Source organism: Mucilaginibacter xinganensis, assembly GCF_002257585.1.
Classification (GTDB): Bacteria; Bacteroidota; Bacteroidia; order Sphingobacteriales; family Sphingobacteriaceae; genus Mucilaginibacter; species Mucilaginibacter xinganensis.
Genome location: NZ_CP022743.1, coordinates 207840 through 220242 on the forward strand (window position 1 = coordinate 207840; position 12403 = coordinate 220242).

General features: G+C 46.5%; 11 protein-coding genes. 6 read left to right on the top strand and 5 right to left on the bottom strand.

All coding sequences use genetic code 11. The features are described 5' to 3' along the window. Positions 1-89: 89 nt before the first annotated feature. A complete protein-coding gene (locus MuYL_RS00950; RefSeq protein ID WP_094568742.1) occupies positions 90-614 on the bottom strand; it encodes a hypothetical protein in 525 nt (174 codons plus the stop codon). Between the two features lie 218 nt (positions 615-832). On the opposite strand from MuYL_RS00950, the gene purD reads away from it, so the two are divergent. After that, entirely contained in the window at positions 833-2107 is a 1275-nt protein-coding gene (gene purD / locus MuYL_RS00955; protein ID WP_094568743.1) for a phosphoribosylamine--glycine ligase, read from the top strand. 189 nt (positions 2108-2296) lie between these two features. Here the strand turns inward: purD and MuYL_RS00960 are convergent, their stop codons facing one another. The 3 genes from MuYL_RS00960 to MuYL_RS00970 form a co-directional block, all read right to left on the bottom strand. Next, positions 2297-3424: a TlpA disulfide reductase family protein gene (locus tag MuYL_RS00960; RefSeq protein WP_094568744.1), complete on the bottom strand. Its 1128-nt coding sequence runs from the start codon at positions 3422-3424 to the stop codon at positions 2297-2299. 189 nt (positions 3425-3613) lie between these two features. Then, entirely contained in the window at positions 3614-4753 is a 1140-nt protein-coding gene (locus MuYL_RS00965) for a TlpA disulfide reductase family protein (RefSeq protein ID WP_094568745.1), read from the bottom strand. A 55-nt stretch (positions 4754-4808) separates the two neighbouring features. After that, on the bottom strand, positions 4809-5996 hold the full coding sequence (locus MuYL_RS00970) for a formimidoylglutamase (protein WP_094568746.1): 1188 nt from the start codon (positions 5994-5996) through the stop codon (positions 4809-4811). Positions 5997-6229: 233 nt separating this feature from the next. On the opposite strand from MuYL_RS00970, the gene MuYL_RS00975 reads away from it, so the two are divergent. Together MuYL_RS00975 and MuYL_RS00980 are read left to right on the top strand one after the other, a co-directional pair. Next, positions 6230-7261, top strand: a complete 1032-nt coding sequence (locus MuYL_RS00975; protein WP_094568747.1) for an aldo/keto reductase — start codon at positions 6230-6232, stop codon at positions 7259-7261. 86 nt (positions 7262-7347) lie between these two features. Next, complete coding sequence (locus MuYL_RS00980) at positions 7348-8136, top strand: class I SAM-dependent methyltransferase (protein ID WP_094568748.1); 789 nt, start codon at positions 7348-7350, stop codon at positions 8134-8136. Between the two features lie 5 nt (positions 8137-8141). Here the strand turns inward: MuYL_RS00980 and dinB are convergent, their stop codons facing one another. Next, a complete protein-coding gene (dinB, locus tag MuYL_RS00985; RefSeq protein WP_094568749.1) occupies positions 8142-9254 on the bottom strand; it encodes a DNA polymerase IV in 1113 nt (370 codons plus the stop codon). A 207-nt stretch (positions 9255-9461) separates the two neighbouring features. Here dinB and MuYL_RS00990 point away from each other — a divergent pair, with 207 nt between their 5' ends. From MuYL_RS00990 to MuYL_RS01000, 3 genes are all read left to right on the top strand, one after another. Next, entirely contained in the window at positions 9462-10142 is a 681-nt protein-coding gene (locus MuYL_RS00990) for a 3-keto-disaccharide hydrolase (protein ID WP_094568750.1), read from the top strand. A gap of 105 nt (positions 10143-10247) precedes the next feature. Then, a complete protein-coding gene (locus MuYL_RS00995) occupies positions 10248-11762 on the top strand; it encodes a Gfo/Idh/MocA family protein (protein ID WP_094568751.1) in 1515 nt (504 codons plus the stop codon). Positions 11763-11887: 125 nt separating this feature from the next. Further along, positions 11888-12400 (top strand): protease, encoded by a 513-nt coding sequence (locus MuYL_RS01000; protein WP_170309712.1) that lies wholly within the window; start codon positions 11888-11890, stop codon positions 12398-12400. The last annotated feature ends 3 nt before the right edge of the window (positions 12401-12403 follow it).

The following is a 12403-nucleotide window of genomic DNA, read 5'->3' on the forward strand; positions in this document are numbered from 1 at the left end:
CCAATATTCCCCATTCCGGGTTAGTCCCTTATACGGGGTTACTTTAAAGAGAGTTACTGTAAAACGATCCGTAGCCTAACCCCAACCAACTACTCTTTATCTTCCGGCCCTTCATCGTCTTCGCTGATATCATCTTCATCAAAATCATCAAAAAAACGATCCTCGTCAAACATCAGCTCCTCCAGCTTTTCCTGTTCGGGGGTGCTGGTATCAAAACGGATGGCCCAGTTATCCGGAATATCATAGGTTTTATCAAACCCCCGCACCCAGTCGTTAAAAACCAATCTAAACTCATCAATCTTATCCCGCATCAGGTCCACATAATCCTCTTCATTAATTTCAACCATTGATGCAAACGATATAGCGTTAAACATATCCTGCGTTGCAAGCTTTATCAATACGGCATTTTGCATGCGCAGGGTGTATAAGCCCCCGCCTTCTGCACCGGCTATTTTAGCCTGGATGAGCGCGGCATTACTAAACATTTGTGCAGCAAGATGCTCTTTCATCTCGTCTTCTTTAAGCGCATCGGCTATTACTTCGGTCAGGTCAAATAGCTCCTGCGCTTTTTGATAAACAGGGAGTTTTTCATATTTATCAAGTCGGCGCGCCATGGTGGAAAGGTCTTATTATATTAAGGATAAAATTAATATTTTAGTCTGAGAGTGGCAAAAGTGTTATTGTATATTCTAAGGGTGCTTATTTAGCCCAAACAGGCATTTTATTTCGTCTGAATAAAATAACGGAAGATTAACCTGCCATCTATTTATTTGTGCTATCAGGCCTTTACTCTTTTCAAACTTTTCCGGCTCAAAAAACTATCTTTGCGCACATGAACATCCTGATCTTAGGTTCAGGCGGAAGGGAAAGCGCCTTCGCCTGGAAATTATCCCAAAGTCCAAAATGCGAAAAGCTTTTTATAGCGCCCGGCAACGCCGGTACCGGCCAGTACGGCACCAACCTTAATGTTAAGGTAAACGACTTTGAGGGGATCAAACAGGCTGTCTTAAACCACCAAATCAATATGGTGTTAGTTGGCCCGGAAGAGCCGCTTGTTAAAGGGATCCATGATTTTTTCCTGGGCGATGAGCAACTGCGAAACATTCCTGTTATAGGCCCGCAGCGCGAAGGCGCACAGCTGGAAGGCAGCAAGGATTTCTCCAAACAATTTATGGAGCGCAACAATATCCCTGCCGCAGCATCAAAAACTTTTACCAGCGATACCATTAATCAAGGTTTTGAATACCTTGCAACCATAGGATTACCTATTGTTTTAAAGGCCGACGGCCTTGCCGCCGGAAAAGGCGTATTGATTTGCCTAACCGTAGCTGAAGCGCAGCAGGAACTAAAAGAAATGCTTACCGAAGCCAAGTTTGGCGAGGCCAGCTCAAAAGTAGTGGTTGAACAGTTTTTACAGGGAATTGAGCTGTCTGTTTTTGTGCTTACCGATGGTAACAACTATAAGATTTTACCATCAGCCAAAGACTATAAGCGCATTGGCGAGGGTGATACCGGTTTAAATACCGGCGGCATGGGCTCCGTTTCGCCGGTACCGTTTGCCAGCGATGATTTTTTGCAAAAAGTAGAGCAGCAGGTTATCATCCCAACCATTGACGGCCTTAAGCAGGAGGGCATTCCGTATAAAGGCTTTATTTTTATAGGCCTGATGAATTGCGGCGGCGACCCTTATATGATAGAATATAACTGCCGTATGGGCGACCCGGAAACAGAGAGCGTAATGATGCGCATAGAAAGCGATTTTGCTGACTTGTTGCAGGGAGTTGCCGAAGGCACACTTGATGAAAAGCAGTTAAAGATCTCCGACAAAGTTGCCGCTACCGTAGTGATGGTAGCAGGTGGGTACCCTGGCGAATATTTAAAGGATAAAATCATCACCGGTATTGAAAACGTCCGCGATTCACAGGTGTTTCATGCCGGCACTTATCTGGATGGGGAAACCATAAAAACTTCGGGCGGCCGCGTGCTTGCCATTACTTCGTTACAGGATAATATGTTCGACGCCCTGCAACAAGCCACAGCCGATGCAAGCCGCATTTATTATGATGGCATGTATTTCAGAAAAGATATAGGTTTCGATCTGTTATAGGGGAATGCGAACGGAGCTGTAGCTAAGCGCTTTTATATTAGGTAAGGATAAAGCCTTATTAATTCATTAGTGCTTATCCGTTGGTTAACGTGGCTGTTGTAAGAATTTATTAAACAAAAAGTCCGGAAGAAAGGATCTCAACAACGCTTTCTTTCGGACTTTCTGCCTTTACAAACTTTCGGACGTTAATTATATCTTTCCAAAAATCTCTTCTAATTTATTTTCAAGGTCTTCGCCCCTTAAATTTTTACCAATGATCTTTCCATCGGGATCAAGCAAAAAGTTTTGAGGGATGGCGCGCACTGCATATAGCCCGGCTGTCTTGCTGTCCCAAAATTTCAGGTCCGATAACTGGGTCCAGGCCAGGCCATCAGTATGAATAGCTTTTAACCATTTTTCTTTTGCTCCGGGCCTATCTAAAGAAACACCAACTATTGTGAATTTTTGATTCTTATAATGATTATATGCTTTTACCACATTTGGATTTTCCTGGCGGCAGGGGCCACACCACGAAGCCCAAAAATCAATAAGTACATATTTACCCCTGAACGATGAAAGACTAACCACTTTACCGGCGGTATCAGTTTCAGCAAACTCAGGCGCTACAGCGCCCAGTGCAACAGCTTTCATTTTGGGCAGCATTTCGGCAAACTTCTTTCCGTTTTCTGAACCTTTTACCGCAGGCGTTAAATCGTTAAACAGGGGTGCTATATCAACATAGTCGGTGCTGTATGCAAGGCTCTGGATAAGGTTCAGGCTGATAAACGAATCCGGGTTATCCTGGATAAATTTCTTATTGATCTGGTTGTCCTGCCATTCAATCTGCTTTTCGGTTTTTGCATTTTCTTTAACAAACGCGTCTGATTTTTTTACTTCATCAGAAGCTGCCGACATTTTTGCCTCCAATGCGGCGTAAGCATCGTCAACCGGTTTATGGGAAATATCATATTTAGTATTTTCCAGGTTGGTTTTTGTGCCGTCAACCTTTGCACTTGCAAGGGTGTCTTTGCTGGTTACCGTAATGGTTCCCTGTTCAAGGTAAACAGCTTTGTAATCTTTATATCCCGGGCCGGTACCCTTTTGGTTTAGCTGCAGGTATCCCATTACCGGTGATGCACCAACTGTGCCGCTAAATTGAAATTTTCCATCCTTAAGTACCACCGAGTCGGTGAGCACTTTTCCTGACTGGCGGAACTGCAGGTATATTTTAGCAGGCGCATTTAAAGCACCAATGGTGCCTTGTACAGTATATTTTCCCGTTTGTGCAAAAGCGAGCGCTGGCAGGGCTGCCAGCACCATTAATAAGGTTTTTTTCATCAGTTACTATTATTTAACCGTAAACTTAAAAAATATTATTTGGGATTGCTGTAGCCCGATTGTCAAAAATCGGCTACTATCGGATAAAAAGTCATAAAACGGGAGGAATGAGAAGAATTAGGCAGGGCCGTTACCCTCACAGGTATATTTACCGGCGCGAAAAAGCCCCGCGTTATTTTGTTCCAAATATTATTTTGGCAGCACTTCTTTAAGTTTATTGTCCAGGTCATCGCCGCGCAGGTCTTTAGCTATGATCTTCCCGTTTGGGTCTATTAGGAAGTTTGCGGGGATAGATGATACGTAGTAAAGCGCAGCAGCCTGGTTATTCCAGAATTTAAGGTCTGACACCTGGGTCCAGTTCAGCCCGTCGCTTTTTATTGCGGACAGCCAGTCGGCACGGCCGCTTTGCTTATCAAGCGATACACCAATAATGGTAAAGTTCTTTTCCTTGTACTTATTATAAACCCTCACTACGTTAGGGTTTTCCTCGCGGCAGGGCCCACACCATGATGCCCAGAAATCAATCAAAACATATTTACCCCTGAATGAGGATAATTTTACCGGCACGCCGTTAACATCATTTTGCGTAAAATCAGGAGCCATAGTTCCCGGGGCGGTGTGCTTCAATGTTTCGAGGGATGTTTTGAAGATTTTTGCGGCTTCTGTGTTTTTTATATTATCAGCCAACGAGTTAAAAAGCGTATCAAGTTCAAACGGATCAGGCGATGGGCCATCTACCGAATAAAGCGCTAAAAGGCTAAGGTAGCTGTCAGGATTACCTTGTATAAATTTTTTGATAACCACTTTTTGCTCAGCTTGCAAGGCCTTGTACTTTGCCTGCAGCGCGCTCCTGAATTCAGGTGAATTTTGTTGCGGTGCCGCAACTGTTTTCTTTTCGGCAGCCAATTTTTGCGCCTTCACCTTTATCGGGTCAAGTAATGCTTTTAGTCTTTTGTCATCCTCATTGATTTTCGATCCGGTTATTTGCGCTTTTGATACAGAATCGGCGCTGCTTAAGGCAAACTCCCCTTTATCCAGGTAAAGGTTTAAAATATCAGCCGTGCTGTCCAGCTTTTCAAAACCGACGCCCTTATGGTCAACAACCAGCACAGCAGCGGATGGGTTAAGGAGCTGCCCGCTGAAATCAAATTTACCATCGGCAATAATTGCGGAATCTATCACCTGGTTAGCGCCAAGTTTATAAATTAAGTAGGCCCTCGCCGGGGCATTTAAATTACCTATTTTGCTTCGCAGCAAAAAGGTTTCCTGAGTTTGTGCCATTGTTATAAATGGCAGCAGCATTATTATAAAAAGAACTATTTTCTTCATTTGCGTTCAGCGTGTAAGCTGTGTTAACGTTAAAACAGGGTTTGAATTATACAGCTTAGTTTAATTTTTGATACGTACGCCACCAAAGATCGGGCATTTCGCCCGATACAGCTGTCTTGTAATCGTCATATTGGCAGGGCACCAGGTGAAAGCGTTCGTTTTTTGAGCCGCCTGCGGGGTAAGGCACCTGCATCCACCAACGATCAGATTTTTTGCTTTTTACAAAAACCACTTCGTGGTCGTCGTGCTTCAAACTGGTTTTATAAATCAGGTACTGTGATTTTGGGTTAAGTGGAAAATCGCGTTTGCGGTTATAAACGCCGTCTATAAAATACCAAATCATCTGGGCGAGCAGCGTAGCGGTTTGGCCGTTATTATCATACGCCGGGTTAAACTCATAAAAGCCGATAGAACTTAATTTATCATTAAACCCAGCGTAACGTGCTATCTGGCAGGCCTCTTCACCATAAAACCCATTGGGGGTTGCATTGGCATTTCCCATGGCATCTGATGATCGGATGGCGCCGATATCGAAGCTGATCATACTGGCATTGCGGATAATAGGTTCGGCCACTGCAACATTGCCGCTGAGCGCACCCAGGCGGTGCACGTCAAAATAAAGCTTTTCCATTACCCTTAAACTATCCTGGCTTGCAAAATAGGTTTGGTAACCCAGGTTGCTGTAATTAAACAGGTAATTGGGCTCATGTAAAAATATTTTGTTGAGATAAGATGCTGAAGTGGTCTCAATATTTTCAGAACTACCGCTATCATCATCCTCCAAATCAAAATGTGAATCTACTATCACCAGGTCAACCTTTTGTTCCAGGTCTTCATAGGCAAGGTACTGAGCGTAGGTAAGGTCCTGCCCGCCACCTATTATAACCGGGATGATGTCTTTTTTTACCAGTTCACTAACTACCGTTTTAAGCGCAATATAGGTATCAGTGATGGATGCACCCTGGCGAATGTTACCCAGGTCCACGATCTTTGTATTGTAATTGCCTTCGTTTAGCCGGTATAATTTTTCGCGTACGTAATCAGCGCCAAGGGCGCAGCCCGAATTGTCAAGCGCATTGCGGTCCTCCATCACACCAATAATGGCGATATCAGTTTTTTCTTCCAATGATGGAAAATCAACTGCGTAATATTCGATTTTACTGCCTAACTGGCTCGTGTAATAACCCTTTGCGGGGATCACCTTTTTTTGATCTATAGGGCTAAAGAAATCGGATAATGACATTTTGTTGCTATGCGAATATGCGGATATGCAAATGTGCGGATTTTTTGGATGTTGCGCTGATGATTTTTTGAATTTAGCACCCAGACCAACAGGTAGCCTATCGCCCTGTTACACCATCCCGCTTTTTAAAATCGCTTTTTCCCTTCTTGCTGGTTTTCCTGAAACTTCCCTGACATTGATTTGTTCTTACTGGCGTTACCTTTGAATTTTTACACCAGATCACACTTCTTATTATGGAATACAGACAATTGGGGGCATCGGGACTGCAGGTTCCGGTACTCAGCTTCGGCACAGCTACCTTTGGCGGCGGCAATGAATTTTTTAAGGCTTGGGGCGATACCCAGCTTGACGAGGCTAAACGCATGGTTAACCTGTGTATTGACGCCGGCGTAAACTTTTTTGATACGGCCAACGTTTACTCCCGCGGCCTTTCTGAAGAGATCCTGGGCAAGGCGCTTGAGGGCCTGCGCAACCAGGTACTCATTTCAACCAAAGCCACTTTTACCATGGGCGACGGGCCAAATGATTTCGGGTCTTCACGCATTCATTTGGTTAAATCGCTGGAGGATAGTTTGCGCCGTTTAAATACCGGCCATGTTGACATTTACCACATGCACGGCTTTGACGGCAACACCCCGGTTGAAGAAACCCTGCGTGCCCTTGATGATATGATAACTGCCGGCAAGGTGCGCTATATTGCCTGCTCCAACTTCTCGGGCTGGGCGTTAATGAAATCTCTTTCGGTGTCTGAGCGGTACGACTGGGCAAAATATATTGCGCACCAGGCATACTATTCCCTGTTAAACCGCGAGTTTGAATGGGAGCTGATGCCGGCCGGGATTGACCAAAATGTAAGCACAATAGTATGGAGCCCCCTGGCTTCGGGCCAGTTAGGCGGCAGGTTCCGCCGAAGCGCGCCTATCCCAAAAGACAACCGTACACAACAGGGCGGCAGCCATGGCCCTGCAACAAACTACGGGCATTTGTTTAATATAGTGGATGCTTTGGACGAGGTTGCAGAAGAAACCGGCAAATCGGTGGCCCAGGTGGCGCTTAACTGGGTGCTGCAAAGACCAACCGTGGCCAATATTATAATAGGTGCCCGTAACGAAGAACAACTAAAACAAAACCTGGATGCCGTAGGCTGGAATTTAACCACCGACCAGGTTAAAAAGCTGGATGCTGCCAGCGAAGTTGACCCCATTTACCCTTATTGGCACCAAAGACAAAACGTTAAATTAAACCCGCTGCCAAAATTTTATTAATGGTAACAAAAGCGACGGTCTTAAATCGTCGCTTTTGTTATTTATTTCCAAATTATCCCCTACCTTGCTTTTAAAATCTAAGCATCATGGGGTCAGGGGTTACACAGGGGCCGCTTTGGGGTAAAAATCCAAAAGACTGGGCAACCGTACAGGAACAAACCGGTAATGCCGGCTATGTTTACGCACTTAACTTTTTAAATCTTACCCCAACAACCCAACTGCTTGATGTGGGTTGCGGATCGGGGCTATTTAGCAGCCTTGCCAGCGCTACCGGTGCTTATGTAACCGGTATAGATGCCAGCGAAGAGCTCATTGAGCAAGCCCGGCAGCGGCATACCACGGCAAATTTTAGCACCGGCGAAATGGAAGAACTTCCTTTTGACGACGACACTTTTGATGTGGTTTGCGGATTTAATTCCTTTCAATACGCGGCGAGCACGCCCAATGCTTTTGTGGGCGCCCGGCGGGTATTGAAGCCCGGCGGTAAAATAGTGGTTATGATTTGGGGTAACAAGGAGGATTGCGAAGCGGCCAGCAACCTGGCAGCTATCGGCAGCCTGCTGCCCCCGCCGCCTCCGGGAGCTCCTGGTCCTTTCGCCCTTACCGAGAACCACCAGCTGGAAAAACTGCTGGAAGAAGCCGGATTTAACATTATCAACCAAAAAGATGTAGATACCGTTTGGGATTACCCCGACACCGCCACTGCGTTAAAAGGATTATGTTCATCCGGGCCAGCTGCAAGAGCTATTGCGAACAGCGGGCTGCAAAGGGTACAGGATGTTATTTTACAATCCATTCAGCCTTATGTCCAAAGCAACGGGCGCGTGGTTTATAAAAATAAATTCAGGGTGGTGATTAGCGAAAAGCCCCGGTAGAAGGATCAGAAAGGGAACAGCCTGAGCTGATCAGTTGGTTTTTCATCTTTTCCTTTTACGGTAATTTCGCCGAAGTTGGAAAGGGAAATACCCAGTAGTCTAATGCGCTTGTCTTCAGGATCTGTTGCGGCAAGCAGTTTTTTTGCTGTTGTACTAATGGTTTCTAAATCATTAAAACCCGCCGGGAATGACTGGTTGCGGGTGATCTGCTTAAAATCGCTGTATTTTATTTTGAGGGTCACGGTTCGGCCCTTCAGTTCATAATGCTGCAATCGTTTGCAAACGGTGGCTGCAATTTTATCCAGTTCGGCCTCCATTTCTTCGGTTGTGGTAAGATCGTACGCAAAAGTATCTTCGGCAGCCAATGATTTTGTTTCACGATGAGGCTGTACTTCGCGGTTATCAATCCCTCTAACAATATTAAAATAAAACCTCCCCGCCTTGCCAAAGCGTTTGGTAAGTTCAGCCTCGGTGAGCTGCTTCAGGTCATGCCCGGTGTGCAGTCCCATATTCTTCATTTTTTGTGCGGTTACCTTCCCCACACCAAAAAACTTCTCTACCGGCAGCTGCTCCATAAAGCCTTCAATAGCCGCCGGGCCGATAAACTTAAGGCCGTCGGGCTTATTGATATCTGAAGCTATTTTGGCCACAAACTTATTAACAGACACACCCGCCGAAGCGGTAAGCTGGAGTTCATCCTTTATTGCCTGTTTTATTTGCTGCGCGATTTCAATGGCCGAACCGATATTGAGCTTGTCATTGGTAACATCCAAATAGGCTTCATCCAGTGAGAGCGGCTCAATGAGGTCGGTATAGCGGCTAAAGATCTCGCGGATGCAGCGCGAAACTTCCTTGTAGGCATCAAACCTGGGGCGAACAAACAGAGCATGAGGGCAAAGCTGCAGCGCCTGTTTTGACGGCATGGCCGAGCGGATGCCAAACTTGCGGGCCTCATAGCTGGCCGTAGCCACTACGCCTCCGCGCCCTTCGGGCAGGCCGCCTACCACCAGCGGTTTGTCGCGGTATTCTGGGTTGTCGCGCTGCTCAACGGATGCGTAAAATGCGTCCATATCAATATGGATGATTTTACGGTGAGGTTGAGCGGGCTGATTTTCCATATAATGGCCCTACAAATATAAGGGCAACGCAGATAGTTTTTAATGTCCGGGGATTCCGTTTGCAGCGCAAAGTAAGTAATAAGGGGCGCTTTTTAACTTGCAAGCGGCGCAACCCGTTTTGCTTATTAATTTATTGGTTATTGCAACAATTAAACAAAACCATTACATTAGCTTATCCAATTATAAACCCTTTTACCATTCCTCACTATGACGACTACCAAAAAGTTATTTGCTGCCGGCTTATTTGCGGCTTTTTTTTCTTTTTTTTTAACGCACGCCAATGCCCAAACCAAAGACGGCTGGCGACAGTTGTTTAACGGAAAGGATCTGAACGGCTGGAAACACGTGGGCCCCGGCAGCCGCTACGTTAAAGATGGCCTCACCGGCAGCCATGGCGGTATGGGGCTGGAATACTGGACCAAAGAAAAATTTGGCAATTGCACCATTCGTGTGGTGTATAAAATGGAAAAGTTTAACAGCAACTCGGGCGTGTTTATCCGCATCCCTATTGAGCCGCGCGAGGAATGGATGCCTGTATTTTATGGCTACGAGGTGCAGATAGACAATCACCCGGAAACCTCTAAGGAAGACGAATACCATATCACCGGCACCCTATATTCATTAACCAAGCCGTTGGCTAAACCGGGCAAGCCCGGGCCGCAGTGGAATACCATGGAGATTACCCTTGACGGGCCGCGCACCATTGTTACCGTAAACGGCCAAAAGGTTACCGACTATACTGAAGGCCAGCCAACCCCGGCCCGTAAGTTTGATTTTGAACCGCAGCGCGGCGTCCGCCCTAATGAGGGGTACATCGGCCTGCAAAACCATGGCGATAATGATATCGTTTTTTTTAAAGAAGTATCTGTTAAACCGCTGAAAAAATAAGATTGCCGGCAGCCACTTCAAAGAACAGTATTTAAACGCTGTTTCTTAACCCTACCCTTTGAAAAGCGCAGGGTGGGGCGAAAGCTAACCATTCAAAAAAATCCAATGGAAGAAAGCAAAAAAAACACCGCCATTACCCGCGGCGACTTTATAAAGAAAGCGGCTATTGCCACTGCCGGGTTTTATATTGTGCCCCGCTATGTGCTGGGCGGCAAGGGCTATACCGCCCCCAGCGACAAGCTGTACATTGCGGCAGTAGGCTGCGGCGGCGAAGCGGAAAACGATATTCATCATTATGCTACCGCCCCGAAGAAGAATGCCGAAATGGCTTTTCTTTGCGATGTGGATGACCGCATGGCCGCACCGCGCCGCAAGGAATTCCCTAAAGCAAAATTTTACCACGACTGGCGCGAAATGTTTGAAAAAGAAAGTAAACACTTTGATGCCGTTACTGTCGCCATTCCTGACCATAACCATGCGCTGGTGGGCCTGAGTGCCATGCAGCTTAAAAAGCATTTATACCTGCAAAAACCGCTTACGCATGATATTTACGAGGCGCGCATATTAACCGAAGCCAGCAAAAAGTACCAGGTGGTTACCCAAATGGGCGACCAGGGTGCCAGCTGCGACGGCATGTGCACCATGCGCGAATGGTTTGAAGCAGGCCTGATAGGAGACATTGAGAAAGTGTATTGCTGGACCGACCGCCCTGTATGGCCGCAGGGTATCTCGTGGCCAAAAACGAGTCCGCCTGTGCCGAAGGAATTGAAATGGGACCTGTGGCTGGGTACCGCCAAACAAACTAATTATATTGACAACCTGGTGCCTTTTAACTGGCGCGGCTGGTGGGAATTTGGCACCGGCGCCCTGGGCGATATGGGCTGCCACATTATGGGCCCGCCGTTTAAGCTGCTGGGCCTGGGCTATCCAACCGAGGTTTCTGGAAGCGCCAGCACTGTTTATAAAGGCATATTTAAGGAAGGGATTTATCCAGAAAGCGGGCCGGTATCCAGCTCCATAAAATTTAAGTTTACCCAGCAAAACGGCAAACCGCTTGACCTGTACTGGATGGATGGCGGTATTACCCCTGAACGACTTTCGGAGCTTGACCCCTCGGTAAATATGAATGAAGCGCTGGGCGACATCCCGGCCGAAAATGATTTTGAGGGCTGCACCCTTTTCATTGGTAGTAAAGGGAAGGTAAGCTGCGGCTGGGGTGGCAGTCACCCCCGGTTGCTACCATTATCATTAAATAAAGATGTGCACGTGGCGGAGAAATATCCGCGCATCCAGGGTGGCATGGACGGCCACTGGTGGCAATGGGTGGATGCCAGCATTGCCGGGTATGGCAAAATGGAGGTGGACTCGCCATTTGTAGGGTATGCCGGTCCGTTAACCGAAACGGTGCTGATGGGCAACCTGCTGCTGCGCACGTTTGATCTGCAGGAAAAAATTAAACGCAACGACCCCGTTTATGGCAACATGGAGGGCTATAAGTTCAGCGGCAGGTACACCGCGCTTAAGTGGGACGGCGAGAACATGAAGATTACCAACTTTGAACCGGCAAATCAATATATCAAACGCGAATACCGGAAGGGCTGGGGAGAGTTAAAGCTGTAGCAAAACCGAAAAACAGCCCGTCGACATCCGTTGAAAAGGTAATACAAAATGCGCTTTATACCCTGTATTGTTCACAGTAAGGCTTTTTTTTCATGCGGATGAATAAAAGGCCTTACTTTTGCCGGATGAAAAACATCTCATCTATTTTATTTATTACCATGCTGACCATTTCGGCATGCAGCGTTAAAACCCGGAATAATCAATCCACAGATTCGACGGCAAATGCGGGTACCCCGCTCGTTGAAAAAGGGTTATTCGCAAAAATGAAAATTAAGGACACCATTAAAGCAGGCGATTCTGTATTGCTTAAATTTACTGTTTATAACCCTGCCGATTCCGCACAGCAGTTTTGTAAATGGCACACGCCGTTTGAGCCTTTAATGAGTAAATACCTGGACGTAAAAAGCGAAAGCGGCGAAGAGGCCGATTACCGTGGAGCCATGGCCAAAAGGATAATGCCCCCACCGGCAAGCAGCTATATTAAGGTAAAAGGGAAAGACAGCCTTTCCGCAAATGTGGACCTGCTTAAGGCTTTTGCCATCATTAAACCAGCACGCTATACCATTACCTACAACAGCCAAAGCATGAGCGGTTTGCGCGTTACTGACAGTGTTTCGTTTGTTTATAAAGCAAAGTAGTAT

Excerpts from the sequence above, each read along its gene's own strand:
- MuYL_RS00975 (WP_094568747.1), top strand. The coding sequence starts at position 6,230 with ATGGAATACAGACAATTGGGGGCATCGGGACTGCAGGTTCCGGTACTC.
- MuYL_RS00980 (WP_094568748.1), top strand. The coding sequence starts at position 7,348 with ATGGGGTCAGGGGTTACACAGGGGCCGCTTTGGGGTAAAAATCCAAAA.
- MuYL_RS00995 (WP_094568751.1), top strand. The coding sequence starts at position 10,248 with ATGGAAGAAAGCAAAAAAAACACCGCCATTACCCGCGGCGACTTTATA.
- MuYL_RS01000 (WP_170309712.1), top strand. The coding sequence starts at position 11,888 with ATGAAAAACATCTCATCTATTTTATTTATTACCATGCTGACCATTTCG.
- dinB (WP_094568749.1), bottom strand. The coding sequence starts at position 9,254 with ATGGAAAATCAGCCCGCTCAACCTCACCGTAAAATCATCCATATTGAT.
- MuYL_RS00990 (WP_094568750.1), top strand. The coding sequence starts at position 9,462 with ATGACGACTACCAAAAAGTTATTTGCTGCCGGCTTATTTGCGGCTTTT.
- purD (WP_094568743.1), top strand. The coding sequence starts at position 833 with ATGAACATCCTGATCTTAGGTTCAGGCGGAAGGGAAAGCGCCTTCGCC.
- MuYL_RS00950 (WP_094568742.1), bottom strand. The coding sequence starts at position 614 with ATGGCGCGCCGACTTGATAAATATGAAAAACTCCCTGTTTATCAAAAA.
- MuYL_RS00965 (WP_094568745.1), bottom strand. The coding sequence starts at position 4,753 with ATGAAGAAAATAGTTCTTTTTATAATAATGCTGCTGCCATTTATAACA.
- MuYL_RS00970 (WP_094568746.1), bottom strand. The coding sequence starts at position 5,996 with ATGTCATTATCCGATTTCTTTAGCCCTATAGATCAAAAAAAGGTGATC.
- MuYL_RS00960 (WP_094568744.1), bottom strand. The coding sequence starts at position 3,424 with ATGAAAAAAACCTTATTAATGGTGCTGGCAGCCCTGCCAGCGCTCGCT.